We start from the raw sequence: 24,023 nt of genomic DNA on the forward strand, positions 1-24,023 counted from the left end.
TATAGGCTAGGCATTTACTGGCTTTCGAGCTTACCCTCTTGAATGAGGGTTTTCAGCTGGCCCACAGTCAAGGTAGGTGAGGCCCTGTGAGCCATCGCATGGCAATTTGGGCAAAGAGGAACCAAGTCTTCTATCGGATTGACTTCGTATTGTTCCTGTATCTCGGATAGTGGCGTTTTGTGATGAACATGGATATAGCCCGTGCCGAGCTCACCATAGATACTCTCGAAATCGAAGTCACACGCCTGACATTTGTAGCCATAATGATCAAGACAAAGCCTTCTCGCTTCAGGGCTTCGCTCATATGCATTTACAGACACGGTAGTTCTGCTGCCCTCGGCAAAGGTCTTTTTATCGGTTACCTCTTCGGCATAGCGAAAAGGTGCCCCTTGTGAAGCTGCAAACCATCCTCTACCGATCTTCAATAGAGAACGATCCAGCAACTCTGGCTTAAACCCATCTAGCTTGGCTGGCCCGCGCCCTTCGTCGTCCTGATGAGCATTAGAAAATGTCTGCGGGAAAATTTTAAGTTGATACTCGTGGTTATCTACCAGATCTATGTGTTCAAGAGCTTGAACATAGCCCGGCTGCTTTCTTTCCGCATCGTTGTGTTCCCAGTCCTCATCTAAGATGAGAGAATAATCTGATTTTAGATGCTCTTCCCAAACGCCAAAAATCACGATCTTTGCTTCGTGATTCACGAACGACCAACTCCAAGTCCAATTCTTACACGTCGCACCGACGGAGGTAATAAATTGCTTTCTATTCATCAATTTTCTCGTTGAGCTCACTGGATGGGAGGCCCACATAAAACCCACAGGCCTCAAAAACCTCTGCCGGAAATTCATACAGTCTTGGAGTTGCCCGATTGACCTCTGAAAACAGGTCAAACATTCCTTTCGCTGTTACCCGGTTTCCCTGGCCGGGCTCAAGGAAGCCAGCATAGAGATCGCGAAGCTCTATCATTTTCTTGGCTTTCAAAAGGCCCAAGATTGCGAATAATTGAAAAAGGATGGCCGCATCTTCATCACAGCCCTTCAAAATCTTCCGCAAGAAGGCTGGGCGCTGAAACGCTGTTTTCTTAATGTAGTCTGATACCAAATGACGATTGTTACGATCAAACTGCAATAGGTCACGAGCGCTAACTTCATGAAATACATCTAGCGCCCGCTGTATCCCGAATTCTTCTTCGACGTCCGCTGCAATCTCCATTGCGTCGCGCCAGGCATGGCGTTCGTAAGAGGACATGGACTTCACGTATTTATCCTTCCGGCAACCGATTATAGGTGTGGCCATGCCCTTATCGCCGACCAAATGGCCAAGCCAATTGCTATTACGACCAACAATAACCAAACACTGACGACTATTTTCCCTGGACCAGCAGATAGCTTTCCAAGAGACCGAGAGCTATCACTTGCGACCGCATCAAGTGCAAAGGCGGCCTTTCCCAGAGCAATCGCCGCAATTAATAAATAGATGGCTTCCAGCATCGCCTTTTCCTTACCTATCACTTCGAATTTATGGCCCACACGACGGCACCAAAGATCAAAATCAGAGCCAACACTCCGATCCTTTTATCGGCCTTAATTTTCTCCGCTATTTCGGAAATTATTGGTGTGATCGCGGACATGTTTAGATCTTGAAGCAACACGCCTTGATGGGAGCTGATCCAAGGCGAAACTTCTTCAGGCGTTACATCTACAAAAATTGGAACCAGTTTTTTGCTGGAAAAAAATGCGCCGCCAACTTCTTGCATCACATTCATTGATTTCAGGGCATTCTTCGTCGCAATGAAAAATACCCAATCAGCCTTATTGTGGGCTTCTTTGATTTGAGGGGACCATTCTGTGCCAACTGAAAGATCCTCCCCTGAAAGGAAAACGTCAGCCCCATGAGCATTGGCCAATGCCTTGATCTCTTTGGCAATCTCTTCATCTTTTATCGAGTAACTGATAAATATATCTGGCATTCAACCAACCTTTTTTGTTTGAGACAAAGATAGTGGGGTCCCTATTTTTGGCTTTCAGAATCACCATCGTCTTTAATGAAAACTCGGTTTTCCAAAATGGTCACAATGTACTTCTTGGAGGGCATGCAAAAAACCCGAAACTGAGAGCCACCTTCTGGATTGGTGAGCTTTTCCACCCGGTAGACATCAACACACAAACGTCCAGTAGAAACTATAGGTTCGATGAACGTCTTGTATCGGCCATCCTTGTTGGGCCAGAGATCATCGGCGCGACCTGCGGAACTGATAAGAAGCACTAGACAGATTATCACTCCTGTTTTCATCATATATTCGCCCCCTGTCCTGACAGTTCAACACTTGTAGACTTTTGTGTCCTTATCGATCACGCATAGCTTTGAGTGGCCTTTTACGGTATCCATCCGAACAACGGCTTGAATATCAACCACGTGGTATTGATATCGACCCGGTTGATTTGCGGCCACAATAGCTGCTCCGGCAACACCGCCAACAATGCCACCTAAAAGGCCTGCCACTACAGTTTTCAGCATAATTATTTCTCCCGCGCCCCAAGCTAGAAATCAGAAACCATCACTAATTATTGGGCGTGCCACCTTGCGAAGAATGAGCGATGCTAAACATATACTTGGTTCCTATCGGGACGCCTTGTTGTTGTACTGCTGTTCAAGCGCGGCCAATGCGGCCTGCAACTGGTCAAATTCTTCTCGATCAAACGGCTTATTGGTTTTGAAGTTGCGCGCGATCACCTTCGCTCTGGCGGACGAAATGGTGAACTTTTCAGAAATGTCATCTGAACCATGCCATGATAGTATGATGGAAAAAGCATGATCATCTTCTGCCTCAACGGTTACCTGAGGTATGCCATCGACCCCCAATAGATTTACGCGTATGTCATGCAGGATCATTTCCATAATGCCTCCTGCAATCTGAGCAGATGTCATATCGCCAGCAGTAAAATACGTCATCAGTACAGCCCTTAGTTTGAGTTTTGTGCAGCAAACCATGCCGCTTCTTGTTCTGGCGTCGGCTTCGTTACATGGAAACAAGCGCTTGTCATTTCTGCATGGACCAGATGATCACAATGAGGACATCGTATCTCTTCTCGTTCCTTTCCCCCAGGAACGCCGCCGCCAAGCGTTGCTACACCAAAAGGGCGACCACATGTGGGGCTTGGACACTTTTGCATCATTGATTTGGTCCTTTCTGCTAATGTTATGAAGTTGTCTCAGGTTTGGCGCAGAAAGAGCATTTCTGGCGAACTTGGACGGGTAGCGTTCGTTGCTTATCCTCCGCATCTTTTTGCTTATGAAATGGTCCGATCCAAACGCCATTGAGCGGATTTGCATGCCCGCCAGATACGCCCATCCCATGATTACAGAAGCGGCAGTCTCCGGCATGAAGAACAGCTTTATGTCGTCCGGCACGCCAATTTTGATAGAGCCACCAACTCATCAACCAGTCTCCTATCTTCCAGCCAAGTCAGAGATAGTTCCAAGGAGCCGATCGATGCCGACTGTCCAAGATGTATTCACGGTTTCAGTCAGTTTCTGGCGGACCTTCTCTTTGTCATAATCCGATTTTACCCCATTCAATAATGGAGTTTCTGGTTCATAGATTTTCACATTGTTTGGTTTGTTCAAACCGCTGGCGAGATATTCGACCAACTGACTACCCGCGGAAACGACACAAACATCTTCGATCAATTTAGAATGGGCGCTTAGTTTTAGAGTTAGCCCTTTCGGCTGACCATTAATCCAAAGCTCAAAAGGGACATCTTTTCGGTTGGCCGTGATCGAATATAAAAATCTAACCAATTGTGAACTATCTATTGGACAGTCTGGACTATCATGGATGGTGAACCAGACCTTAATTGTTTCTCGGTTTTCAGCATGCGCAGGTAGAGATGCAGCAAGTAAAACGGAGAGCAGAATTGCATAGATTTTCTTCATCATACGACCGTTTCCCTTTTCTCGGAATTTAGCCAGGAGACAGGGTTGACCTAATCAATATTTTTTCCGGCCATATATGCGAAGATGAGCTTCTTCGGCACTCTCCCCGCCATGAACCGCACAATAGCCGCCATTTGAGTTCATCCATTCGCCAATCCGCATCTGCATGCCTCCGCTGACCCAATTTTTACATCGAGTACCTTTCTTGGTGAGCGCTCCACATCGCGGCGTTCCCTGACTTTCAAGCCAGCCCAGATAGTCGTCCCGGCTTACACCTTTTTGCGCGGCCACAAATCCTTCAGGGTCATCAATAAACTTTTCAACGTCGCTATATGTCAACAACACGGTTTCCGACCCACAGGGATGCGGTACTTCGGCGTAAAGCCGAATATTTGCGTTTTTAAGGGCCATCAATGTTTCTTTGGAAAGCATCATTGCTCTTCACTTTCTCTCTCTATGTTGCGTCTGCTGGCTTCTAAATATTGAAGCAAATCGGCAATGAACTGAGCAAGTCCGTTCAAGCAAGCTTCTTCAGAAGCGGCATGTATCGTTACATTGAACATGACTGCCGAAAGGTAGTCCTGCCTGTAAAGGAAGACTGGGTTCAAGAACCAGTCCAAACACTTTTCAAGCCAATCCCGGCTATTTGGATATCGCTCCAAGACCTGATCTAAGAATATTTGAAATAGCTGTTCGGTGTTTTCACTTGTGGCATGCTCTGGGTGTCGAAAGCCGAAATGCAACATCAGTCCGGCATATGGAGTGCCATCGTCTTCTTTGCCCGATCCAAAATCACAGCCATACGTCCTGAAGATATTATTCGCATGGTTCAGCTCCCACAGCAGATCGCGAAGCGGCCTGAAGGATTGCGCTTCTTTGATTTCATCGACCATGCAATGTTGTGCAACAAGATCAACGCCGCCATAATTTTCAGGCCGATCAGGGTCTGGTTCGCATGGATAGATCAGGAAACCTTCATCATCTGCTTTTCGCATGGCTACCTCTTTAGGCACTCAGGAATTAAATCAGGCCTAAAGTCATCACCTACCAGCTGATTTGCTCTTTCAATTGCGGCTTCGGTTGGAACGTAGCCGTCACCTTCTCTTCGATAAAATCCCGTTCGTTCGATCTCGAACCTCTGCACTTCAAAGGCACCATTTGCGTTCGCGACAACAGCCTGCCCGACAGGTTTGCCTATAGCTTCAGTGAGCTTGATTTCATAAGCGGTCTTTCTGGTCATCTTCATCATGGGAAGAGGCTTGCCGCTTTCTAATTTTTCCACCAAATCAGTCCTTATTAGTCTTATGAATAACTCACTTTGCCCGTTTCACCACACTTGGGACATGTCGGTTTCAACGCGGTAAGAATGCATTTTGGGTATTGCTTAGCTGAGGTGATTTCCACGGTTCCGCCCTCGAACCCGATCAACGAATAGCGTTCCCAAAGGGAACTATATGGCTGGTCATTCTCACTGCACGTCTCGAAGCCTTCATGGCCACATTCACATCGGATCGGTGTTCTCGTTCGTGTAGTCATTTTTTCTACTTCCCGCGGACGCTTATTAGCTATTTACAGCTGCTGCTAAAATTCGATCGGCCAACAGACAGATCCCAATCGGAGCCATCACTGCTTTCTTGAACGCTAGCTATGTCGATGGATGGGAAAAGGTCGAGGCCTGCTGCGGCTTCCACTACTGCAATGGACGAGATATCAGCTTGCACCTTCGGTTTCACGTCCGACCAATCAACACCATTGTCATCATTGTTATGCGGAAGCTTGAAGGTAATAGCGTGCCAGACACCGTTCTCCTGTCTTAGGAAGGTTTTGAAGTAATCACTTGGCACAGCAACGCGCTCTTTACCGTTGTTGCTCTTCATATGCATGGCGGCAGTGTCGTCGTCTCGACCAGGGAGACCATCACGATCAAAGATGGTGCCGGAGGTAACGAGAATATCACCATATTTCTCGGCCCAGATGCGCGTTAGATGCTCCAACGAAAGCCAAATGCCCCGGTTAAACCGGCAATGTTGCGGCGACATATTTGACATCATGTAGGTGTTGATTTGCTCCGTCAGATCATCCTTCAGGTCCGCGTCATTGGTCATATGGCCCTGGTCGTAGATAGGCTCTTTATAGTCAGATGTTGAGGCGGCATTGGCACGCTGCAGCCGCGGATCTGTCCGAAAGCAATTCACTCGATCCTTACCAGTAGCGCCGGCAATATCATTGGCCGTCAAGCGATATGAAACCCAAAGAGCAGTTCGAAGATCGCCGTCATGGCCCAGAATATATCCGTTCTGGAACAGCACCTTTTCGTTACTGGCTGAGATGGTGGTCACCGGCACACCAAATGGTGCGTGCCTGGTAGCAATCTGCGACTGGAGGGTTGCGTCAGCCTCAATAGCTTTTAATTGGTTGTTTGCCGCTTGTTTTTCTGCAGTTGTACAGTTGCGAGAAGCCGCGCTCGCGGAAGTGCTCGCAAGTGTCAGGACAAGTAAAGCGCTGAAAGCAAGCCGATATACATAGTCCCCCATCGAAAAGTCCCCTATAGCAGTTCAAGCCCTAAAGTTGAACGCTATACGATTTCTAGTAGAATTACTAACATCAATCTTTGGGGAGAATGCGAAAACGAAAAGCGGCAACCTTAAAAGGTCACCGCTCCGCTGGTAGCTCATGATCGCTCATAGGCGATCCCGCCTCACAGACAAAATCATATAATGCATTTGGGATTGTGGCAATGAGAGAGGGAGCGGAACCAGTAGCGAGTGGTAAATAACATAAGTATTATGCCACTTTAGGCTCTCATCGGAGGCTCCGTTCTGCATAAAATAGGGGGTTGCCTCGCTCTTGCCTTTTGGTCTTTTATACGATCAATCGCAAACTAAGGAGCCTCCTGGATCGATGAGAGAGTTCGTATTAGAACAAATGGACAATTTGAACCATCAAATGAGGTTGATGGATCAACAGATTGGGGCCGTGGACAAGCGCCTGAACGAAATCATGGCGACCAAAGGCGGTTTAGTGTCCCAGAAGGATAAATTGAAGGCCGAATACGCCTATCTCGAAAAGACAGTTAAATTATACGACCAAGCCATCACAAAAGAAGGCAATTCAGATCCAACTCCGCCGTCAACTAACCCGGCTTCCAAGCAGAAAAAGAAGGCTAAGTCGGCGAAAGCAAAAAAGCCGACGGTTAAGACGAAGCGCAGCCGGATTTCAAAAGAACAGTGGCGCGTCCTTCCTGAAATTCTCCCGGTTACACCAGAAACTGCTGTGACGACTGCTGAGTTAGCTGAAACCGTTACGCAGTTCGGCATCAGCCCCTCTCAGCATGCCGTTTACATGCAAATGACCAAATTAGAGGAGCAAGGGATGGCCAAACGCCTCAAAACCCCAACCAAGGACTTATGGTATCGCGAGGAAAACAACGTAGTGAACTTGAAGAATGTAGCTGGAAAATAAAAGCCACCTAAGACGCAGCAACGCCTTAGGTGGCATAGGCAGGTCATGCATATAAGCTTCAACCAACCCTCACAGGCCTGAAGCTTCCATATCTTGACTGTCTTTTCAATGATTCAATTATGCAGATCATGGGAGCTGATCATCAATGCCGCCCAAACCCTTACTCACGCCTGAACAAAAAACGGAAATTTATTGGCGCTACACTCACGGTGAAAAGAACCAAGAAAAGCTGGCCTACGACTATGGAGTGGGGCAGTCAACTGTCTCCAGGGCTATCAAAGACGAGAAAGATAGACTGGAGGCGTTGCGTGACAACTGATCCAAAGCAACTCGCCGCTGTACTATTGGAAATGGCTCAAGAGGCCCAAAACGCCTCTAGTTATGCCAATGGTCTTTCCGACGGCCTTTTCGCTGCTGCTGCTGCCCTGGATGCTGACGCTTTTGTCTCCAATGACAATTCTGGTTCTCGACCCAGCACGGCATATCGCATCAAAAAGCAGCCAACCCAAGGGCCTGTGATCGAAGCTTTGAAGGCCAACGGTTCGATGTCAGTTACCAGCATCATAAAATGGGCGCGTGCCAGAGGGCATGATTTGCTCAGGCCCACGGTCAAAGATGTGCTGGAAAGGCTAATGAAGCGCGGATTGGTGAAGGCGAACGGACAACAGTATCAATTGCTGGACTCTGACGACTGAAGGTAAGTCGCGATATTCTTGAGCTCGCAACCTTCTTCGCCAAGTGCCTCAAGCACCTGCAGGAAGAACGCTGCGGTAAAGGATACCCGGTTGAGCTTGTTTGAAAGGGTCCGCCGATCCAGTTCAACGCCCATGTCGGCCAGTCGCTTTGCCAGCTCAGGAAGTCCCATTCCCTTCTCTGCCAGCTTCGCTTTCAGCCAAAGGCGCAATGCTTCCCGCCATTGTTCGTCCGTTAAGTCCCCCATAGAAGGCTCCATACAATGCAAAAACAAACGTCACCATATTTGATGACATTTTCGCTTGCAAGCCCTGTTTTGAAGCGCTATGTTGGAGTCATCAATAATGATGACGTTAAGGACAACAGGCCGGTGCCACAGCACTTCCTAAAAAGCGCGAAAGCCCGCACTCTTTCTGTAAAGGAAGTGATGCGTATGAGCGAAGATGAAGCCTTCGCCACTTTCGCTATGCTTCGCTGGCCAGACACCGAAGGCGAAGCGGTATGTCCTCATTGTGGTCACGATAAATGCTATCTAATTAAAACCCGCCGCCGCTTCAAATGCGCGGCCTGCCGTAAACAGTTCTCGATCACCAGTGGCACAATCTTTCACAGCGCCAAGCTTGAGCTTCGCGATTATCTTGCTGTGATTGCTCTGTTTGTGAATGCGGTGAAGGGTATTTCAGCCCTGCAGGTTTCTCGCGATGTGGACATTTCCTATAAAGCCGCCTTCGTATTGCTGCACAAGCTGAGGGAAGCCATTGATGGCACTCGGTCTGATATTACCCTATCCGGCGAAGTTGAGATTGATGGAGCTTATTATGGTGGCCATGTCCGTCCATCAAACGGCGGGCGTGAAGGCCGTAAGCCTTCCAAAAAGCGTCGCAAGAAATGTGTGCTGACCCTTGTGCAACGCGGGGGGTCAACAGTTACCAAAGTTATCCCTTCCGAAAACACCGATGACGTGCTGGATATTGCCCGCAAGCACATCGCTCAAGACAGTGTTGTCTTTGCCGACGAGCATGGTGCCTATGATGTGCTGCATGCCCGCTATGAAGTTTATCGGATCAATCACCGCTGGTCATATTCAGACGGCATTGCTTGCACCAACCAGGCCGAAAGTTTCCATGCCCGCATGCGCCGTGCAGAGATTGGCCAGTATCACCGGATTTCCAACCGCTACTTGGGCCAATACGCTAGTGAGATTGCGTACCGCTCTGATCGCAAACGGGTGGACAATGGAACTGTCTTCTCTGAGGTCACGGAAATGGCGCTTGCAACGCCTGCAAGCCGCACATGGATCGGTTATTGGCAGAAACGAGCGGTATAACTAGTCTGAATTTTGAAAGCTGCATCGAGGAATTTCTATGAGCAAGAAGCCTAAAGACAAATTTCACCGGAACAAGGTGGGCATTAAAATGTGCTTCCGGCTTGCCGAGAAATGGAACATCTCTGATGCCACCCTTATGACCCTTCTGGGCCAAGCCGATGCAGAGCAATTTGAAGCGTGGCGAGAGGGCGATGTTGGCGAAATATCAAACGACACCCTCATGCGGGTTTCCTACATGCTGGGAACTCACGCCGACCTGCGTACTATTTTCACGAACCCAAATAATTACTATGGCTGGATAACCCGCTCAAACTCGGGCTTTGAGCGTATTTCGCCACTTGAACACATGCTTCGGAATGGCCAAGAGGGCATGCATGATGTTCGTCTCTATCTGAACCACTGGATCAATGGCGGCAAGAGCATGACGCTCGCGGAGATCAAGGCATTTCATTGCCCTACTCAATCCATTCCCACAAAAGAGCTCCATTAGCACCCTGTACGCGCCCCAGTTTTCGAACTATCCCCATCTTCACCCTTGAGTTCAGAAGTCGCGATACATTCCGGTTCGTCAGTATCCACGTCTGTTCATTAACCTTCCGATCGGACACCAAAAGGTTCGTAAGCTCAGTCGTAGAGATTGGGCCTGCACGTCCGCGCATGACGTTGTCCAGCTTGACAGGCAGTTCAAGATACCTGAATTCGCCTTCTGGGCGGCGACTAGACGGCTCAGGGACGCACTCAGATTCCACCACCAGACTTTTAAGGTATGACAGCCTGTTTTCCAGCTCAGCGCGCTTTGAGTATAGCGACGCGATCCAATCTACTGACGCTTGATTTTCCATAAAATAGACCGTGTGCGGCTCTGGCCCGCCTTTTCAACAACTCCTCTGCGAAATTGCGTCTGCAATGCCGCGTGTATCTTGGCCGACAGAGACTGGAAGCGCTTTGGCGAAAGCCGGGGAGATCCTTTCAGCTCCAACAGATGCTTGGCTAGGTCTATTGTTGAAACTGGTTCTGAGGCGTTGCGTAAGAAATCCAGAGCAAGCAGCGGCACTTCACCTGGCCGGAAGACATCATCCTCGGTAACTGGCCTCTTTGCCTTCAGCTGCGAGAAGTCGTAGCCTGGATCATAAAGCCGGATGACTGCATCAATGTGGACTATTGCCTCTTCGGTGGCCTTGATTTCACGATGAAGCCAAGCTTGCTCTCGCATAATTTCCCGTCGCCGATCCACCAGCGACGTAACAGTATAGGAAGTCATACATTCCTCCAGACATTGCATCTGAAGGCAGTCTACTAAAGCCTCAATATTGGAGCATCAGTTTGATGGGTGCATCTGCGCCACCATACCGAGATCTTGGCTTTGAGAGTGGCTTGCATCGCACTTATGTTTCAGGAGTTGAGAGAGGCGTCCGAAACCCAACGATAGAGGTCTTGGAAAAGTTGGCTCTTGCCTTGGACGTATCCATTGCTGATCTGGTGTCTGTTGGTGACGGCGATGACGTTAAAGACAAGTGATTATATAGCTAAACCATATATTTTATGCTGATAGGCATAGAATTTTTATATTTTCGCTAAAAAATATAAGTAAAACGATAGTTTTGATCAAAAAGTATAGTTATTTATATATCTCAACGTCGCAAATATTTAGTGATATCCTCAACGGTCTCCTTCTTTCTTTGAATTGAATTATGATCTTCTTTACAAAGAGGTCTTTTCAGTATTGCATGACGGGAACCAAAGAGGCTCGTCATGGAAGAAAGTATCACAGAAGCAATCAATGAATGGCGCTGCATGGTTGTGTGACCAACCTGCTACCCAACAGCGACAAGATGTTTAACAGAAATACTCTCGCTTCATCGTCGCAGATGCTGACCAAAATCGAGGGATTGGAATTTAAGGGCGCAGAATGCATTGAACGTCACAGACAATAACTGACAATTCGAAACTATTGCAAACGGATTCATTAGTTGCGAATAGTCAATTATCCAAAGAAATAAAGGTCACATCTTCCATAGATCTACCAGATGGACCACTGTCAATCAGTTCCTGGATACATTCTTCCGGACAATCGTATTGGAAATAGCCTACTGAAGATGTTGGCTCTCCGGCCGCATTCCGAAGAGGGAGAAGAAGGCCGCTACATTGCAAGTTTTTCCCGCTGGAAGTGGTCACGATTTCATGTGTGATACAGCCCAAGAGGTAGTTCTTGAGCGAAATAAAGAGATCTTTGTATTTCTGGCGCACATCACCTGACAGATGATCGAGAAAATTGTCAGCGATAATATTCCGACTCCACATTTGATCATGAGCGTTACCGATCAAAAGAATGGAAAGCGTATCTTCATCAACCATATCAAGGACGGTCAGGTAGGGTATAAGTAACGCAATCTTATCTGGTGTTAGCGCTGTTCGTTGCGGAATCTCAAAGCCGGCACCTCTATACAGAGCCAGCCAATATTGCCAGAGCAAATCATGATTCCCTGTCGGCCTAAAATCACTTTGTTTGATGAACTTTATTTGCATATACCTGCCCTTCGCTCCCCTTTTAGGCTTTGAATTGAGCCTGTCAAGAAGGGGGAGCCCCAGATTTGGCGCCTCGCCAGGAATAGCTCAGGAGACGCTGGCACTCATTTGTCAAGCCCCACTTAGTAATAGTGCAAGATACATTATATAAGATGTTAAGGTTTCACTACGAATTACGAAGAAAAGTGGTCTAAAAAGGTAGAACCAAAAACTACGAGCCAACAAGAAAGCTTAAAATTGTGCTAGATTGAGGTCGGCCAATAGGTTACCGGCAGCAGTGAGGTGTGACTGAAACATAAGCGAAAGGAAGCTTGGCCAATGCGGGGAAGTAAGCCAAGATCAGCGTATGGTCTGTTCCAAGAGTTTTTGGACTATTACAAAAACCTTACAACCGAAGGCACATCACCTTCCAAATCTGCAATTAAGTCGCTTAGACCCGAGTGAGGTTAGCTTAGGAAGCTCGGCCCATGGGCCTACGATTGGTAGCGATACAAAAGCCGACAACCAGTGCATCAAATGTATTGTGCCACTTAAACTGATCGGCGGGCGATAGGTGCGATTTGCAAGAAATTAATATGATCTCAGTGGCGCTTAATGTGATTTAGAAGGCCCGGAAAAAATCAAACCATGTGATCCAAAAAGTCTGATGAATGTGATCGCAGCGCCTGATGAGTGCAATCCCCTATACTTAATTGTTCAGGATGACAAAGGATTTCATCATGAAGCATGACAATCTCATTCAGGCGTTCCCGGTTTCTCAAATGCCCAGATCACACTATTGGAGATAGGCCCGTTTAAGATGGGTTTCTATGAGGCCACTATGAGTGGTATACTGATCTGGAGGTGGCCAGATGATCACAAAGGAATACGCCCCAGTCTTCCCGCCCCAGCGTCAGAACAGGACGCTCGAAGGCTTTACCTTGCACGATGCGAATGATGTGCGGGGTTCTGCGTGCGACATCAATTATTTTCTGACTTACTTTGAAGCAAAAACTGGAAACGCCCGCCTCCCGCGACGTGCTGACATCGTATCTGCCGAGATAAAGCATGTTTTGCCAAATGTTGCGACTTTTCAGTTGGTTTTCGAAGCAGATGGTGGTCTCAACGATGTTGTCGTCCTGCAGATGGGCTCGACATTGCTTGATATGTATGGGGAGTTGACGGGCAAAAGCATTTTCAAATGTACCGATCATGAGGTTTCGGCTCAACTTTTTAGAACATGTGGCTATTGCCTTGAAAAGCGCGCTCCAGTTGTTTCCACAATGGAGACTTTTTCAGCCGAAAAACCATACCTGAGTGCCATGGTTCTGTTGATGCCATTGTCGGAAGACGGAAAGTTGATAGATGGGGGAATTGCATACCTTTCCATTAGTTCATGGAAGTTGTTCTCAGCTCTATCGCCTGAATCCAGGACCAAAGCTGTTTACAGATGTCGCTCTAAAACCTAGTTGAAGCCGCAGACGTTCTACAGAGAGGGTATTTGGGCATTGTATGACCTCCTGACGGTCTTAAAAATTGGGAACCGCATGTCCTGAGGTGCCGGACGCCCATTCTGTCTGTGTTTGCCCTTGAGCGAAGATCTCATGAACAATCCTTTCCATTATCTCGCTCTCTGTGCATTATGGTTTTGCCTGTGACGGGGGTCGTTCTGAGAAGGGCGGGGCAAAGTGATTATTGTTTCGGGCTTGATAGAAGTCGCCCCTGAATATCGCCAGGAATTGATAGCGGCGGCCATCCCCTATGTTCAAGAGGCAACGGCAGATGCTGGAAACATAGAGTTCTATTTTGGCGAAGACATAGATGTTTCAGGCTCGTTCTACCTGTACCAGGAATGGGCCTCTCATTCTGATCGCAGCAAACATTTACAATCCAGTCATGCCCAGGCTTTCCGAACAAGCCTCGCGGCTATACAAATTCTTTCCATTGTTTTGAAGGTTGTGGAGGGTAAGGAACTATAGCGCTAAGGCCTAGTTTCGTGCCATTGGCATAATACCCTCATGGTAAGACCCCAAGACAAGGTCAGTCCCAAAATTACATTGTAATCATTAGCTTGATTGAAGGCTATGCTTGATGCCCAAGATCAATGGCAGCAAATTTGGCTACCAGTTCTTCGCTGGTCCGGCACCTCAGTTTTTTACGGGCATTTGCGAGGTGAAATTTGACAGTCTCGTAACTGATGGCTTCCAGATAACATATCTCTTTCTAGGTGAAGGCCCACAGTCAGTATCCGGCCACAGATGGTCTTTGACGAAAAGTTGATGAAATGGGGATTCCGTTGCTTGAACGGCGGCCTTGTTCTGATGCTGTTCACCAGCTTGCTGCCCGTGGGCATCATTCAGTTTGTCGCCAGTGCATCCGAAGGGCTTTGGTATGCAAGAAGCGAGAGCTTCATGCAAAGTGATCTCCTGCAAACCTTGAGGTGGGTCCGTACCATTGGCGACATCGTCTTTATCGTTGGTGCGTTGGCTGCAAGTTGGCAGGTTGTGAAGGGTCTTTTCAATATCGGCGATACCAGATCACACCAGCCGACAGAAGCTCTTGCCGCAGGTACTGGCGCGTCGATGGCGTCGGCCCTTGAACGTGGGAGCTCTGCAGTGTCCTCTACTATGTCTCCTGTGATGTCGATGAATAGCGAGCAGGAAGACAGTATTTGCTGTGGTGGTCAGGGCCACTGACACGCAATATGACCCGAGCCAGTTTGTGCTGGCTCGGGTCATATTGCTGGAGCATCGCTGGTGCCAGGCCATGAACAATATAAAGCACACGCTCCTCCATACGCCTCTCTCCTTGCTGTTCTTTGACTATATCCCGGCCTATCCCGCGCAACAGGATAATGTGCTCACGTCCTTGTCGAAGGTTTGGGCGGCAAGCTTCAGGCCTTCAACGCCGGTCAGGTAGGGGAAGATGGTCTGGCCAAGCTCGCCCGTGGTCATTCCAGCCTTGATCGCCATCACGGCGGTTTGAATTAGCTCCCCGCCCTCGGGTGCCAGAACATGCGCGCCGATCAAGCGGTCGGACATTTTGTCGGCCACCAGCTTTATCAGCCCGCGGGCGTCGCGCGCCGCCAGATAGCGCGGCACATGATCAAGCGTGATCAGGCTGGTCTTCACATCGATGCCTTGGTTGCGCGCCTTTGCTTCGGTCAGTCCAACAGTGGCGACCTGCGGATCGGTAAAGATCACCTCGGGCATCGCAGCATTGTCGTAGCGGGGCTCCTCATCACCGACAGCATTGCGCGCCGCCAGTTTGGCCCCGTAAGCCGCCATATAGACGAACATGTCCCTGCCGGTCACGTCACCGGCGGCATAAACCATCGGATTGCTTGAGCGCATGGTGGCGTCAACGTCTATCCCGCCCCATGCGTTCAGGGCGACCCCAGCTTCCTCAAGTCCCAGTCCTTCCGTGTTGGGGCGGCGTCCGGCAGCGAGCAGGAGCGTTTCCGCCCTCACGGTTTGACGGGTGCCATCCCGCTGATAGGTGAGGTTAATGGTGCCGTCTATGTCGGTGACGGACTGATAGTCGAGTCCTGAGAAAACGGTTATGCCTTCCTCTTCCAAATAACGGGTCAGATGGTTGCTAATCTCCGGTTCCATGCCCGGCACCAGGCGGCTGCGGCAACAGATAGTCACCTTGACACCTGCGCGCGCGAACATTTGCCCCAGCTCGCACCCGATCACGCCGCCGCCGATCACAATCATGGACGTGGGCAGCGCCGCTAGATCAAGGGCGGACGTGCTGTCCAGATAGGGCACGCTGTCGATACCGGGGATGGGGGGCACCGCATTCGAGGACCCTGTCGCAATGATAATCTTGTCAGGCCTGTAGAGTGTGTCCTCCACCAACACGCCATCCGCTGTCAGTTTTGCCTTGCCTTCCACATAGCTCACGCCGGGATGGGACGGTAGCACGTCGGAATATTTGGCTTTCCGAAGGTCATCCACCAGTTGCTGTTTCTGGCCGACCACAGCCTGCCAGTTCAACACGGTCGCGGCGGAGGAAATCCCCTCGAAACGGCTGGCGTGGCGTGCCTGATAGAGCGGCTCCACGGCCCGGATCATGGTTTTAGAGGGCACGCAGCCCACATTGACGCAGGTACCGCCGATTGTGCCTGCGCCCACAAGCGTCACGTCCGCGCCCGCCTCCGCCGCCGTGATGGCGGCCGAAAAACCCGCTGACCCGGCACCAATGACCATCAGGCTCATCTTGTGGCCAGAATCCCTACCGTTGCAACAGCCGTCTTCGGGCAGATCGAACGCCATATCAGGACCCTTGCGTCACTTTGGCAGGATAGCCTGCATTTGTGGAAGCGGCGGCAATGGCGTCGGTGTTCACCCTTGACGGGTCGAAGACTACGGTCGCGGTTTTGCTGTCATAGTCGGTTTCGACAAATAGCACGCCTGCCACTTTCTCCATGGCCTTGCGCACGGTGATCGGGCACATGGCGCAGGTCATTTTCTCAATGGTGAAAGTAACTGTCTTCTGCGTGGCATGATCCGCAGCCTTCTGCGTGTCATGGGCGTTTGCCCCGGCGGGGATGGCTAGACCAAGCGCGAGGCCTACGATGGTTGCTTTCAATATATGTTTCATCTTGCTTACTCCGTATCAGATATAGCTGCCAAGAATGGGCGCCCAGAAGTCGACGGTTAGTGCCAGCAGAACCAGTATGGTTGACGCCCATAGAATGATTTTAATGACCCGGTCCGACTTTGGCGTTGCGCAGTAGCCTTCCTCGCACTGCTTTTTGGGTTTGACATAAACCTGCCAGAAGCCGACGCCGAGGAAGATCAGCGTCACCGCCGCAAAATAGTTCTTATAGGGTTCCAGCACTGTCAGATTCCCGATCCAGGCACCGCTTACGCCCAGCATCAGAAAGACGAACGGCAGGATGCAACATGAAGACGCTAATATCGCCCCAACAGCGCCGACACCCGCCAACCAGTTCTTCTTGCTATCCGCAGCTTCCAACTCTGACATAAAATACTCTTTCTACTTATCTATCACTTGCCGTGCTGCGTACTTGCACATGCTCGACCTTTTGCGCTAAGCTACACCCTGTAATAATTACAGGCTCAAGAACAAAATGGCTGCTTCTCAAAAACGTGATTTTACGCGAGGTGCGATTGCTAAAGAGGCGGGCGTGAACCTGGAGACCATCCGCTTTTACGAAAAGATCGGCCTGATGCCCGACCCGCCGCGCACGGCCTCGGGCTATCGATGCTATTCCCCGGATCATCTGAAGCGGTTGACGTTCATCCGCCGGTCCCGCGAGCTGGGCTTTACCAATCGGGAAGTAGCAGGCCTCTTGGAGATGGTGGACGGCACCTATGCCTGCGATGATGTGAAAGGCATGGCACTTGCGAATGTAGCGCTGATCAAAAGCAAAGTGGCGGATCTTCTCAAACTTCAAAAAGCGCTTGAAAGCATGGCGTCGGAATGCAGCGGCGGCGACACGCCCGATTGTGTCATCATCGACCGGCTGCTGGATGAGTAGGGGCACCCGCTTGAATGCCCCCATGAATTACGCTGCCTGAGCGGCGAGCGCTATCTCGTCGACAATCAGAAAACCCTGCTGTTCGTCGATAAGGCCATCGGACCTGTCTTCATACAGGGCTCTTAGGATTGCCGGACACTGGTGATAGCAGAAGACAGATGAGGACACGCCAATGATGCTGGCGCTATCCATAAACAAGGGCATTTCGGCCAGCAAATATTTGACCGCATGCATTAACGCACTGTCATCAATGCTGTTTACATCTTCCACCTGATTTTCGAGTACCCAGTGGGAGCATTCCAGGCATTGGCGCTTGAAATCAGCATCGCTGGCAAACTTCCGCTCAACGTGTGCCAACAGACTTTGATATCTGTTGTTTGCACCAAGTATGTCACCTGTGAGGACAATGGACATGTCCAACTCCGGTGCTGTGTATGCGATTGCACGCTCTATTTTATTCAATAGATAACGGCACTGGCGGCGAGCCTTCTTTTTTGCCCTTACCGGGTCATAGCCGACGGCCTCCAGCGTGTATCTGGTGGCTGTATCGGGCACAAAGATATGGAATGCCTCAAAGGTCTCATTGGCCCAGGTGAACAGGGCCCTTAAGCGCTCTTCAGAAAAATAGCTATTGAAGGGGCTAACCCCGATGACCGCGTGCTGCCGCTCCGCATATATGGCAGCGCACGCTTTGGAAACAGGTTGCATGGATTTCTTCCTCCACTGAAAACACATGGCTCGGCCAAAATATGACCGCGCGTTCAAACGGTTCAGAGGAGCGAAGGTTTGGGAGGGTCGGGGTCCGACGTGGTAAGCGTATCTTCAAGAGCTGCCAGAGCTGCGGGGTTAAGCGCCTCATGATCGTCTGGTGATACGCTAGCGATCATAGGGTCGAGCACCGCACACATATGGCAAGGCAAGATGCTATCAGGATCACAGGGCTCGTCATGTTCCCAATCGGCGGGGGTTTCGGTGCTGTGGCAGCCAGTCATTACCGGGGTGTTAGTGTCGTCAACAGCCACAGCTTCATACAGCCCGGCCAAGTCCGTAATCATCGCCACAAAGGCGAAGAGGACTACGGCTGCAAAATGTTGAGAAATCAGCTTTATCAGCGGCATCATAGCAATGATGCAGATTGCACCTAAATCACGTTTGTGTGCTATCACTCTTGCCTGACTAAACTGGCTGCATAGGGTCATGAGGGAATGGTAGGCCGATCACAGTGAAACGGTCGGTCATGTAAGAAATTGCAGCCCCTCTCCAGGGTGAGCCATTGTCAACACCATTCGGCGTTTCACGGCAGTTGCGGTACCCTCAATCTTCGATAGGCGGCTTCGACAAAAATCCTGATAGTATGCCTGTACAAAACACCTGTTTTCAGAGAGCCTGTTTGACATTGGCTAGGGTGGCATTCTGCGGGAGGAAGGAACATGGCGCATCGACCTTTGTTGAAAGAAGACGAGTGGCATCAGCTGATGGGTGTGCCGGCGGACGAGGAAAGCCTGATCCAGCATTATCTGTTCGACATGGTGGATATTGACCGCATCAACTCAAAACGCCGGTCGGAAAACCAGCTAGGTTTTGCGGTACAGCTATGCCTGATGCGCTATCCCGGCAGGGCTTTGCAACCGGGTGAGGCGCCGCCAAGGGAAACCCTTGCGTTCATCGCAGGCCAGCTTGGTATCGACCCAGCAGCATTCGCGGACTATGCCCGCCGCGATGAAACCCGCCGGGAGCACGCCATCCAGATTCAGGAATATCTTAACCTGTCTCCGGCAACCCGCCCCAATCAACGCATCGCGCTCACGGCCGGGCTTGATGCCGCGGAGAAAACGGACAATGGTCTGGCAATCGCTGAAGCTATGGTTCAGGCTCTTCGGAACCAGTCCGTCTTGCTGCCAAGCTTCCGAAAGCTCGACCGACTGGGCCGTGCTGCCCGTGCCATCGCGAGGGCTCGTACTAATGCAGCCGTGCTGGACGGGTTGAATGAAGACCAATTGTTCAAGATCGACAGGCTTTTGGAGTACGACCCACAAATCCGGCAGACGCGGTTCGGTTGGCTGCGATCCCACTCGGAATCGCCGGGAGCCGACAATCTTGTCGCGCTCATGGAACGGCTTGAATTTGTCCGTTCCCTTGAGATCGATATGTCATGCAAGGCCCGCATCCATCCCGATCGCTGGAAACAGATCGTGCGCGAAGGCAAGGTGACCCCCAGTTGGCTCGCAGCGGATTTTAATGTCAACCGGAGACGGGCCACAATAGCGGCACAGATCATCTCTCTCTCGGAAACGCTCACCGACGAAGCCGTCAGCATGTTTACCAAACTGATCGGGCGATTATTCTCCCGTGCGATCGCAAAAAGTAAACAACGTCATATCGACAAGCGCAAGGAAACGAACCAGACACTTCGGCTTTTCCGCGATACGCTGAATGCCCTCATTGCAGCAAGTGAAAACAAACTCGATGCCTTTACAGTTCTGGAAGAAACAGTGGGCTGGCAACGGCTGGTCAGTGCAAAGCCCAATCTAGATGCCATGGTGACGGAAGCGGAGCAGCCTGCCCTCGTCATCGCGGCTGAGCGCTATTACGGCATGAGAAAATATGCGCCTCAGTTTCTGGAGACCTTCACCTTCCAATCGGGGCGTACCCTTGACCCGCTCTTGAGCGCCATTGACCTCCTGAAGCAGTTGAACCGAAATGGCCGCAGATCCTTACCTGATATTTTTCCCATGAACCATCTTCGTAGGAAGGAACGCACGCTGATCATGGCAAAGGGTAGCCCGGATAAGCACCTGTATGAAATCGCCACGCTTTCGGTACTCAGGGAACGCTTGCGTTCCGGCGATATCTGGGTGGATGGCAGCACACAGTACCGCCCCGTCGGGGATGATTTCATACCCAAGCCTGAGTTTGAAGTGAAAAAGGAAACGGGCAGCTTGCAGCTTGGGGTGCCGACAGACTTTGACGCATGGCATGGCGAAACCAGGCGGGTGCTGGACTTCCGGCTGAAGCGTCTGGCCTATCGGGCTCGCAACAATAAATTGGAAGGCGTGCGCCTTGTGAACGGTGAACTGATTGTCTCTCCGCTCACCAGTGACGTGCCAGCGTCGGCAGATGAACTCAAATGGCGGCTCAACCAGATGCTGCCTCGTATCCATATCACCGACTTGCTTGCCGAGGTTAACGGTTGGTTACGGTTTTCAGATGCCTTTACCCATTTGCGGACGCAACAACCCGTCAGGCAAACGCCTGCAATACAGGCAGCCGTGTTGGCAGACGCGACCAACATGGGCATGCTTCGCATGGCCGGCGCGTCCTCCAACGTCAGCGAGCGCCAGATTGCCTGGGCCAGGCTGTTTCATATGCGGCCGGAAACCTACCGGCGCGCACAAGCTGTTATCACCAATGCGCATGCAGCCCACCCCCATAGCCGCGTATGGGGTGCTGGGACAACCTCCTCTTCGGATGGCCAGTTCTACCGGGCGGGAGATCGAGCCCGACTGCGCAGCGATGTGAATATGCATTATGGCCGGGAACCAGGAGGAAAATTCTACAGCCATTTGTCCGATCAGTATGGCTATTACAGCATCCTGCCGATCAGTCCTGCCGAAAGCGAGGCACCCTATGTGCTGGATGGCCTGTTGGATCATGAAACCAATTTGCAGATCGGTGAACATTATACGGATACGGGTGGCGCCAGTGACCATGTTTTTGGTCTTTTCTGCTTGCTGGGCAAGCGGTTTGCGCCGCGTCTGAGAGATTTAAAGGGCAGGAAGTTTCATACTATCGAAGATGCGGGCAGCTATCCCTTCCTCAGGCAACATATCGGACACCGGGTCAATATCCCGCTGGTCAGGGAAAATTGGAACGATCTCTTGCATCTGGCGGTGTCGTTGGACGAGAGGGTCGTCGCACCTTCCAAGATCCTCAAGAAGCTATCGGCGTCTCCAAAGGCAAGCCAATTGTCGCGGGCACTCAGAGACCTGGGGAGACTGGAACGCACCCTGTTCATGATCGAATGGTATAGCGACCCCGCGCTGCGACGCCGGTGTCAGGGCGGATTAAACAAAGGGGAAGCCGCCCATAAACTTAAGCGGGCCGTCTTCTTCCATGAACGCGGAGAAATCCGGGATCGCTCATTCGATAGTCAGGCATTCAGGGCGTCGGGCCTGAATCTTGTGGTAAGCGCCATTGTGTACTGGAACACAGTCTATCTGGCGCGGTGCGTGGCACAGCTCAAAATGGACGGCACGTATGTTCCCGACGAACTCCTGAAACACGTATCACCGATATCCTGGGAGCATATCAATCTGACGGGCATATATACATGGCGGGAAGACCATCCGGAACCGGGCTTGTTCCGGGAACTAAGGAAAGCACCGCCAGGAATAAACTGGGCGGCATGACATCAAAGAGCCAAGTGTTCACGATTTGTCCAAGTTAGCGTACAGATTGACACTGTTCTTGTCGTGAGCCCTATTTGCTTCGCCCATTATAAATCTCCCTGATTGCTGCCACCGCCATAAAGTTGCTAATCATCGCTCTCGCTTCCCTGCCTCATAAGGTCGTGCCTCATGCGAATATGGTCAGGCCAGGTGCTTTTGATGTAGGATAAAATCGCAAGTATTTCCTCGTCAGACAGCACATCCGCATAGGCAGGCATATCGCTTTCATAGCGCGTATCGCCCGCCACAGCCGCAGGCCCAAACTTTGTTATTGCAAACAGAATATGATCCGGGTGATGCCAAGTGTGCCCGCTGGCATCGTGTGGTGGCGCAGGCAGGCGTCCGCTTGGCTTGCGCGTGCGCCAGTTTGGCTCTCCCTGCAACTCTGCACCGTGGCATGCGGCACAGTGAGTTTCGTAAAGCGACTGCCCCATCTTGACGACAGAGGCATCGTCAGGTGTCAGCTTTAGAGCTAACGCCTGCTGTTTTGTCGTTTCTTCTAAATCCATGAACAGGAAAAAGAGCGACGCGATAACTGCAAATGCCACCAGAACTGTGACCGTCATTTTGTTCATATTGCCAACCTTACTCTTCCACTCGACTAGTCTGCTGTGATCTCTGTCTTGTCGGATATTCGGAATAGGCGCGTTATTGGACTGATTGCGATAACACCATCACTGTCCAGCCCCGTGTGAGCCACGTCCATAATCGCCTCAGCGATGCGCTCAACCTCTTCTTGCGGCACATAGACCAGCAGGCGCGCGTAAGCACCCATCCAGTCACTTTGAAAGAAGTTCTTGTAGTCACCAAAGCCTCTTGTCTCTGACACACTCATGCCCGGCACACCAATTTCCTGCAGACGCTTTTCAACAGCGCCGCATTTCAGTTTGTGAATTGTTGCTGTTAGCGCAACGAACCCCATGGCACACGCCTCTCCACTTCATCTGGCTGTCGTTTCATGCGGTTTCGAAACAACAGCTGTCTGGATTATGGGGGGTCCAGCAACGGGAGGGTCAAAGACTTTTCGTCGCATACAGCGCAACTCGGCAAAAACAATTCGTGTTGTGTGAGCCCCGCTCAAATTGCAAGCCAAGGCTGACCACTCGGATTGGGTTTCGCCTCCAAGGGTCATCAGACCGCTATGATTACCGTCAGGGCGCCTCTGAAACCGACCTTGAATCGAATGAAACTGAGTGCCACACTTGCGCTTGCCTCGGCGTAAAGGGTTTCATTTCCTGCAACCATATAATCGCTTAACGGAACACGGGCCAGCCACGATGGGATTTTTGGCGCCCATTTTTACCTCAATTGGGCTGGAACTCGATTTCAGCGCCATAACTGAGGTCCCTTATTTCCTGACTGCGTTGATCGCGATTGCTTTCCTGGGAAAGCTTGTCGGCGCTGCACTGCCCGCTATGGTTCTTGGTCTTCAGTCACGCGACGCACTAGCCCTCGGCATGGCCATGAGCGCGCGCGGGGCGGTGGAGTTGATTATCGCCGGCATCGCACTCAGGGCCGGACTTTTCGCGTGAGGTGATCAGACGTCGCCGGTTGTTGCCAATCTGTTTTCGTCCATCGTCCTCGTCGCTATTGTCACGACAATTGCTGCTTCGATAGGGCTTCGCCTTGTCCTTTCCATGCGGCGTGGGGAAAATGAAGGCTCTCAGAGGTAGAAGCGTCTATTTGGTTGGCCAAATCCGGCATGAGAAAGACGAATAAAGCGCTCAACCGATTTGACCACACCGATTGGCTGCAGACGTATGCCAATCGCGGAGCGATACGCTCGAAACCAATGCGGCCTGCTAGCTTCCGTTTTTTGGCGAATTTGAGACGTCTGACAGGAAAACCTTAAGGTCCTCTCTCGGAAGGAAAAGCAGCCCTGTAGAATGGCTCCCTTAATAAGCCTCAAAAGTGAAATACTTCAATTTATCCTCTGCCCGGACATAAGCAATGGTGAGTTCTATTAGAAACCGGCCTCACTATTTATATCATCAGAAAGTTGCAAAATAATAAGTTGCCAAAATCAACCACAGATATATTATTTGTGACGTTTTGACCCTAGCAATGATCGTAATACTATCATTTTTGGCAAAATCTCAGCTGTGTTCACTTAATATATTAATTTCAGAACACGCTTGGC

Annotated in this window: 35 protein-coding genes and 1 pseudogene; 12 read left to right on the plus strand and 24 right to left on the minus strand. The window is 50.5% G+C overall.

What is annotated here, in order from left to right; genetic code table 11:
• Window positions 1–14: 14 nt before the first annotated feature.
• The 13 genes from B3Z17_RS07475 to B3Z17_RS07535 form a co-directional block, all read right to left on the minus strand.
• Complete coding sequence (locus tag B3Z17_RS07475; RefSeq protein ID WP_286829235.1) at window positions 15–701, minus strand: HNH endonuclease; 687 nt, start codon at window positions 699–701, stop codon at window positions 15–17.
• Window positions 702–762: 61 nt separating this feature from the next.
• Window positions 763–1,257, minus strand: a complete 495-nt coding sequence (locus B3Z17_RS07480; RefSeq protein ID WP_286829236.1) for a hypothetical protein — start codon at window positions 1,255–1,257, stop codon at window positions 763–765.
• 23 nt (window positions 1,258–1,280) lie between these two features.
• Window positions 1,281–1,490 (minus strand): hypothetical protein, encoded by a 210-nt coding sequence (locus B3Z17_RS07485; protein WP_286829237.1) that lies wholly within the window; start codon window positions 1,488–1,490, stop codon window positions 1,281–1,283.
• A 17-nt stretch (window positions 1,491–1,507) separates the two neighbouring features.
• Window positions 1,508–1,969, minus strand: a complete 462-nt coding sequence (locus B3Z17_RS07490) for a toll/interleukin-1 receptor domain-containing protein (RefSeq protein ID WP_286829238.1) — start codon at window positions 1,967–1,969, stop codon at window positions 1,508–1,510.
• Window positions 1,970–2,010: 41 nt separating this feature from the next.
• On the minus strand, window positions 2,011–2,295 hold the full coding sequence (locus B3Z17_RS07495) for a hypothetical protein (protein WP_286829239.1): 285 nt from the start codon (window positions 2,293–2,295) through the stop codon (window positions 2,011–2,013).
• A gap of 24 nt (window positions 2,296–2,319) precedes the next feature.
• On the minus strand, window positions 2,320–2,517 hold the full coding sequence (locus tag B3Z17_RS07500) for a hypothetical protein (RefSeq protein WP_286829240.1): 198 nt from the start codon (window positions 2,515–2,517) through the stop codon (window positions 2,320–2,322).
• Between the two features lie 102 nt (window positions 2,518–2,619).
• A complete protein-coding gene (locus tag B3Z17_RS07505; RefSeq protein ID WP_286829241.1) occupies window positions 2,620–2,952 on the minus strand; it encodes a hypothetical protein in 333 nt (110 codons plus the stop codon).
• Window positions 2,953–3,199: 247 nt separating this feature from the next.
• The gene (locus tag B3Z17_RS07510; protein ID WP_286829242.1) at window positions 3,200–3,439 is read right to left on the minus strand and encodes a hypothetical protein; all 240 of its coding nucleotides are present in this window, start codon (window positions 3,437–3,439) and stop codon (window positions 3,200–3,202) included.
• Between the two features lie 11 nt (window positions 3,440–3,450).
• On the minus strand, window positions 3,451–3,939 hold the full coding sequence (locus B3Z17_RS07515; protein ID WP_286829243.1) for a hypothetical protein: 489 nt from the start codon (window positions 3,937–3,939) through the stop codon (window positions 3,451–3,453).
• A gap of 51 nt (window positions 3,940–3,990) precedes the next feature.
• Entirely contained in the window at window positions 3,991–4,371 is a 381-nt protein-coding gene (locus B3Z17_RS07520) for a hypothetical protein (RefSeq protein ID WP_286829244.1), read from the minus strand.
• Window positions 4,368–4,931 (minus strand): hypothetical protein, encoded by a 564-nt coding sequence (locus tag B3Z17_RS07525; RefSeq protein WP_286829245.1) that lies wholly within the window; start codon window positions 4,929–4,931, stop codon window positions 4,368–4,370. Before B3Z17_RS07525 ends, B3Z17_RS07520 begins: the two co-directional genes overlap by 4 nt.
• A 2-nt stretch (window positions 4,932–4,933) precedes the next feature.
• On the minus strand, window positions 4,934–5,218 hold the full coding sequence (locus tag B3Z17_RS07530) for a hypothetical protein (RefSeq protein ID WP_286829246.1): 285 nt from the start codon (window positions 5,216–5,218) through the stop codon (window positions 4,934–4,936).
• Between the two features lie 283 nt (window positions 5,219–5,501).
• Window positions 5,502–6,470 carry a DNA/RNA non-specific endonuclease gene (locus B3Z17_RS07535; RefSeq protein ID WP_286829247.1) on the minus strand — a complete coding sequence of 323 codons (969 nt, stop codon included), beginning with the start codon at window positions 6,468–6,470 and terminating at the stop codon, window positions 5,502–5,504.
• A 367-nt stretch (window positions 6,471–6,837) separates the two neighbouring features.
• Between B3Z17_RS07535 and B3Z17_RS07540 the strand changes: the two genes are divergently transcribed.
• The 3 genes from B3Z17_RS07540 (at window position 6,838) to B3Z17_RS07550 (ending at window position 8,093) form a co-directional block, all read left to right on the plus strand.
• Window positions 6,838–7,398 (plus strand): hypothetical protein, encoded by a 561-nt coding sequence (locus tag B3Z17_RS07540; protein WP_286829248.1) that lies wholly within the window; start codon window positions 6,838–6,840, stop codon window positions 7,396–7,398.
• 145 nt (window positions 7,399–7,543) lie between these two features.
• On the plus strand, window positions 7,544–7,717 hold the full coding sequence (locus B3Z17_RS07545; protein WP_286829249.1) for a hypothetical protein: 174 nt from the start codon (window positions 7,544–7,546) through the stop codon (window positions 7,715–7,717).
• Window positions 7,707–8,093, plus strand: coding sequence for a hypothetical protein (locus B3Z17_RS07550; RefSeq protein ID WP_286829250.1), 387 nt, complete (start codon window positions 7,707–7,709; stop codon window positions 8,091–8,093). The genes B3Z17_RS07545 and B3Z17_RS07550 overlap by 11 nt, the downstream gene beginning before the upstream one ends.
• Here B3Z17_RS07550 and B3Z17_RS07555 read toward each other — a convergent pair.
• The gene (locus B3Z17_RS07555; protein ID WP_286829251.1) at window positions 8,069–8,338 is read right to left on the minus strand and encodes a DUF6471 domain-containing protein; all 270 of its coding nucleotides are present in this window, start codon (window positions 8,336–8,338) and stop codon (window positions 8,069–8,071) included. The two genes, B3Z17_RS07550 and B3Z17_RS07555, sit on opposite strands and share 25 nt — an antisense overlap.
• 180 nt (window positions 8,339–8,518) lie before the next feature.
• Between B3Z17_RS07555 and B3Z17_RS07560 the strand changes: the two genes are divergently transcribed.
• Window positions 8,519–9,418: an IS1595 family transposase gene (locus B3Z17_RS07560; protein WP_286829252.1), complete on the plus strand. Its 900-nt coding sequence runs from the start codon at window positions 8,519–8,521 to the stop codon at window positions 9,416–9,418.
• Window positions 9,419–9,455: 37 nt separating this feature from the next.
• Entirely contained in the window at window positions 9,456–9,908 is a 453-nt protein-coding gene (locus B3Z17_RS07565; protein WP_286829253.1) for a hypothetical protein, read from the plus strand.
• A 330-nt stretch (window positions 9,909–10,238) separates the two neighbouring features.
• On the opposite strand, the gene B3Z17_RS07570 is transcribed toward B3Z17_RS07565, so the two are convergent.
• A complete protein-coding gene (locus B3Z17_RS07570; protein ID WP_286829254.1) occupies window positions 10,239–10,679 on the minus strand; it encodes a hypothetical protein in 441 nt (146 codons plus the stop codon).
• A gap of 65 nt (window positions 10,680–10,744) precedes the next feature.
• Here B3Z17_RS07570 and B3Z17_RS07575 point away from each other — a divergent pair, with 65 nt between their 5' ends.
• Window positions 10,745–10,936 (plus strand): helix-turn-helix domain-containing protein, encoded by a 192-nt coding sequence (locus B3Z17_RS07575; RefSeq protein WP_286829589.1) that lies wholly within the window; start codon window positions 10,745–10,747, stop codon window positions 10,934–10,936.
• Between the two features lie 462 nt (window positions 10,937–11,398).
• On the opposite strand, the gene B3Z17_RS07580 is transcribed toward B3Z17_RS07575, so the two are convergent.
• On the minus strand, window positions 11,399–11,944 hold the full coding sequence (locus B3Z17_RS07580) for a PAS domain-containing protein (protein WP_286829255.1): 546 nt from the start codon (window positions 11,942–11,944) through the stop codon (window positions 11,399–11,401).
• Window positions 11,945–12,795: 851 nt separating this feature from the next.
• On the opposite strand from B3Z17_RS07580, the gene B3Z17_RS07585 reads away from it, so the two are divergent.
• Both B3Z17_RS07585 and B3Z17_RS07590 read left to right on the plus strand, forming a co-directional pair.
• Window positions 12,796–13,392 (plus strand): PAS domain-containing protein, encoded by a 597-nt coding sequence (locus B3Z17_RS07585; protein WP_286829256.1) that lies wholly within the window; start codon window positions 12,796–12,798, stop codon window positions 13,390–13,392.
• 219 nt (window positions 13,393–13,611) lie between these two features.
• Window positions 13,612–13,902 carry a putative quinol monooxygenase gene (locus B3Z17_RS07590; RefSeq protein WP_286829257.1) on the plus strand — a complete coding sequence of 97 codons (291 nt, stop codon included), beginning with the start codon at window positions 13,612–13,614 and terminating at the stop codon, window positions 13,900–13,902.
• Window positions 13,903–14,005: 103 nt separating this feature from the next.
• Here the strand turns inward: B3Z17_RS07590 and B3Z17_RS19660 are convergent, their stop codons facing one another.
• The gene (locus B3Z17_RS19660) at window positions 14,006–14,140 is read right to left on the minus strand and encodes a hypothetical protein (protein ID WP_414672770.1); all 135 of its coding nucleotides are present in this window, start codon (window positions 14,138–14,140) and stop codon (window positions 14,006–14,008) included.
• Window positions 14,141–14,169: 29 nt separating this feature from the next.
• Here B3Z17_RS19660 and B3Z17_RS19610 point away from each other — a divergent pair.
• Window positions 14,170–14,442, plus strand: a pseudogene (locus tag B3Z17_RS19610) (nitric-oxide reductase large subunit); the annotation flags it as partial.
• A gap of 315 nt (window positions 14,443–14,757) precedes the next feature.
• Here the strand turns inward: B3Z17_RS19610 and merA are convergent.
• From merA to B3Z17_RS07610, 3 genes are read right to left on the minus strand one after another with little or no spacing between them, the layout of a single operon-like run.
• A complete protein-coding gene (merA, locus tag B3Z17_RS07600) occupies window positions 14,758–16,203 on the minus strand; it encodes a mercury(II) reductase (RefSeq protein WP_286829259.1) in 1,446 nt (481 codons plus the stop codon).
• A 1-nt stretch (window position 16,204) separates the two neighbouring features.
• Complete coding sequence (locus B3Z17_RS07605) at window positions 16,205–16,531, minus strand: heavy-metal-associated domain-containing protein (RefSeq protein WP_286829260.1); 327 nt, start codon at window positions 16,529–16,531, stop codon at window positions 16,205–16,207.
• Between the two features lie 15 nt (window positions 16,532–16,546).
• Window positions 16,547–16,918, minus strand: a complete 372-nt coding sequence (locus B3Z17_RS07610; protein WP_286829261.1) for a mercuric transporter MerT family protein — start codon at window positions 16,916–16,918, stop codon at window positions 16,547–16,549.
• Window positions 16,919–17,024: 106 nt separating this feature from the next.
• Between B3Z17_RS07610 and B3Z17_RS07615 the strand changes: the two genes are divergently transcribed.
• Entirely contained in the window at window positions 17,025–17,435 is a 411-nt protein-coding gene (locus B3Z17_RS07615; RefSeq protein ID WP_286829262.1) for a MerR family transcriptional regulator, read from the plus strand.
• Between the two features lie 27 nt (window positions 17,436–17,462).
• On the opposite strand, the gene B3Z17_RS07620 is transcribed toward B3Z17_RS07615, so the two are convergent.
• On the minus strand, window positions 17,463–18,143 hold the full coding sequence (locus B3Z17_RS07620) for a tRNA-dependent cyclodipeptide synthase (protein WP_286829263.1): 681 nt from the start codon (window positions 18,141–18,143) through the stop codon (window positions 17,463–17,465).
• 62 nt (window positions 18,144–18,205) lie between these two features.
• Window positions 18,206–18,601, minus strand: coding sequence for a hypothetical protein (locus B3Z17_RS07625; protein WP_286829264.1), 396 nt, complete (start codon window positions 18,599–18,601; stop codon window positions 18,206–18,208).
• A 264-nt stretch (window positions 18,602–18,865) separates the two neighbouring features.
• On the opposite strand from B3Z17_RS07625, the gene B3Z17_RS07630 reads away from it, so the two are divergent.
• Window positions 18,866–21,844 carry a Tn3 family transposase gene (locus tag B3Z17_RS07630; protein ID WP_286829265.1) on the plus strand — a complete coding sequence of 993 codons (2,979 nt, stop codon included), beginning with the start codon at window positions 18,866–18,868 and terminating at the stop codon, window positions 21,842–21,844.
• 125 nt (window positions 21,845–21,969) lie between these two features.
• On the opposite strand, the gene B3Z17_RS07635 is transcribed toward B3Z17_RS07630, so the two are convergent.
• Both B3Z17_RS07635 and B3Z17_RS07640 read right to left on the minus strand, forming a co-directional pair.
• Window positions 21,970–22,458 (minus strand): c-type cytochrome, encoded by a 489-nt coding sequence (locus B3Z17_RS07635; RefSeq protein WP_286829266.1) that lies wholly within the window; start codon window positions 22,456–22,458, stop codon window positions 21,970–21,972.
• A gap of 26 nt (window positions 22,459–22,484) precedes the next feature.
• Window positions 22,485–22,805, minus strand: coding sequence for a P-II family nitrogen regulator (locus tag B3Z17_RS07640; RefSeq protein WP_286829267.1), 321 nt, complete (start codon window positions 22,803–22,805; stop codon window positions 22,485–22,487).
• A gap of 355 nt (window positions 22,806–23,160) precedes the next feature.
• Here B3Z17_RS07640 and B3Z17_RS07645 point away from each other — a divergent pair, with 355 nt between their 5' ends.
• Window positions 23,161–23,415 carry a cation:proton antiporter gene (locus tag B3Z17_RS07645; RefSeq protein WP_286829268.1) on the plus strand — a complete coding sequence of 85 codons (255 nt, stop codon included), beginning with the start codon at window positions 23,161–23,163 and terminating at the stop codon, window positions 23,413–23,415.
• Window positions 23,416–24,023 lie beyond the last annotated feature (608 nt).

Origin of the sequence: Kordiimonas sp. UBA4487, assembly GCF_002389025.1 — a bacterium.
GTDB classification, from domain to species: domain Bacteria; phylum Pseudomonadota; class Alphaproteobacteria; order Sphingomonadales; family Kordiimonadaceae; genus Kordiimonas; species Kordiimonas lacus.

What these genes read in the sequence shown, in the direction of transcription:
- B3Z17_RS07485 (WP_286829237.1), bottom strand. Translation starts at nt 1,490, where the DNA reads ATGCTGGAAGCCATCTATTTATTAATTGCGGCGATTGCTCTGGGAAAG.
- B3Z17_RS07490 (WP_286829238.1), bottom strand. Translation starts at nt 1,969, where the DNA reads ATGCCAGATATATTTATCAGTTACTCGATAAAAGATGAAGAGATTGCC.
- B3Z17_RS07495 (WP_286829239.1), bottom strand. Translation starts at nt 2,295, where the DNA reads ATGATGAAAACAGGAGTGATAATCTGTCTAGTGCTTCTTATCAGTTCC.
- B3Z17_RS07500 (WP_286829240.1), bottom strand. Translation starts at nt 2,517, where the DNA reads ATGCTGAAAACTGTAGTGGCAGGCCTTTTAGGTGGCATTGTTGGCGGT.
- B3Z17_RS07505 (WP_286829241.1), bottom strand. Translation starts at nt 2,952, where the DNA reads ATGACGTATTTTACTGCTGGCGATATGACATCTGCTCAGATTGCAGGA.
- B3Z17_RS07510 (WP_286829242.1), bottom strand. Translation starts at nt 3,439, where the DNA reads ATGAGTTGGTGGCTCTATCAAAATTGGCGTGCCGGACGACATAAAGCT.
- B3Z17_RS07515 (WP_286829243.1), bottom strand. Translation starts at nt 3,939, where the DNA reads ATGATGAAGAAAATCTATGCAATTCTGCTCTCCGTTTTACTTGCTGCA.
- B3Z17_RS07520 (WP_286829244.1), bottom strand. Translation starts at nt 4,371, where the DNA reads ATGATGCTTTCCAAAGAAACATTGATGGCCCTTAAAAACGCAAATATT.
- B3Z17_RS07525 (WP_286829245.1), bottom strand. Translation starts at nt 4,931, where the DNA reads ATGCGAAAAGCAGATGATGAAGGTTTCCTGATCTATCCATGCGAACCA.
- B3Z17_RS07535 (WP_286829247.1), bottom strand. Translation starts at nt 6,470, where the DNA reads ATGGGGGACTATGTATATCGGCTTGCTTTCAGCGCTTTACTTGTCCTG.
- B3Z17_RS07540 (WP_286829248.1), top strand. Translation starts at nt 6,838, where the DNA reads ATGAGAGAGTTCGTATTAGAACAAATGGACAATTTGAACCATCAAATG.
- B3Z17_RS07545 (WP_286829249.1), top strand. Translation starts at nt 7,544, where the DNA reads ATGCCGCCCAAACCCTTACTCACGCCTGAACAAAAAACGGAAATTTAT.
- B3Z17_RS07555 (WP_286829251.1), bottom strand. Translation starts at nt 8,338, where the DNA reads ATGGGGGACTTAACGGACGAACAATGGCGGGAAGCATTGCGCCTTTGG.
- B3Z17_RS07560 (WP_286829252.1), top strand. Translation starts at nt 8,519, where the DNA reads ATGCGTATGAGCGAAGATGAAGCCTTCGCCACTTTCGCTATGCTTCGC.
- B3Z17_RS07565 (WP_286829253.1), top strand. Translation starts at nt 9,456, where the DNA reads ATGAGCAAGAAGCCTAAAGACAAATTTCACCGGAACAAGGTGGGCATT.
- B3Z17_RS07570 (WP_286829254.1), bottom strand. Translation starts at nt 10,679, where the DNA reads ATGACTTCCTATACTGTTACGTCGCTGGTGGATCGGCGACGGGAAATT.
- B3Z17_RS07575 (WP_286829589.1), top strand. Translation starts at nt 10,745, where the DNA reads ATGGGTGCATCTGCGCCACCATACCGAGATCTTGGCTTTGAGAGTGGC.
- B3Z17_RS07580 (WP_286829255.1), bottom strand. Translation starts at nt 11,944, where the DNA reads ATGCAAATAAAGTTCATCAAACAAAGTGATTTTAGGCCGACAGGGAAT.
- B3Z17_RS07585 (WP_286829256.1), top strand. Translation starts at nt 12,796, where the DNA reads ATGATCACAAAGGAATACGCCCCAGTCTTCCCGCCCCAGCGTCAGAAC.
- merA (WP_286829259.1), bottom strand. Translation starts at nt 16,203, where the DNA reads ATGGCGTTCGATCTGCCCGAAGACGGCTGTTGCAACGGTAGGGATTCT.
- B3Z17_RS07605 (WP_286829260.1), bottom strand. Translation starts at nt 16,531, where the DNA reads ATGAAACATATATTGAAAGCAACCATCGTAGGCCTCGCGCTTGGTCTA.
- B3Z17_RS07610 (WP_286829261.1), bottom strand. Translation starts at nt 16,918, where the DNA reads ATGTCAGAGTTGGAAGCTGCGGATAGCAAGAAGAACTGGTTGGCGGGT.
- B3Z17_RS07615 (WP_286829262.1), top strand. Translation starts at nt 17,025, where the DNA reads ATGGCTGCTTCTCAAAAACGTGATTTTACGCGAGGTGCGATTGCTAAA.
- B3Z17_RS07620 (WP_286829263.1), bottom strand. Translation starts at nt 18,143, where the DNA reads ATGCAACCTGTTTCCAAAGCGTGCGCTGCCATATATGCGGAGCGGCAG.
- B3Z17_RS07630 (WP_286829265.1), top strand. Translation starts at nt 18,866, where the DNA reads ATGGCGCATCGACCTTTGTTGAAAGAAGACGAGTGGCATCAGCTGATG.
- B3Z17_RS07635 (WP_286829266.1), bottom strand. Translation starts at nt 22,458, where the DNA reads ATGAACAAAATGACGGTCACAGTTCTGGTGGCATTTGCAGTTATCGCG.
- B3Z17_RS07640 (WP_286829267.1), bottom strand. Translation starts at nt 22,805, where the DNA reads ATGGGGTTCGTTGCGCTAACAGCAACAATTCACAAACTGAAATGCGGC.
- B3Z17_RS07645 (WP_286829268.1), top strand. Translation starts at nt 23,161, where the DNA reads ATGGGATTTTTGGCGCCCATTTTTACCTCAATTGGGCTGGAACTCGAT.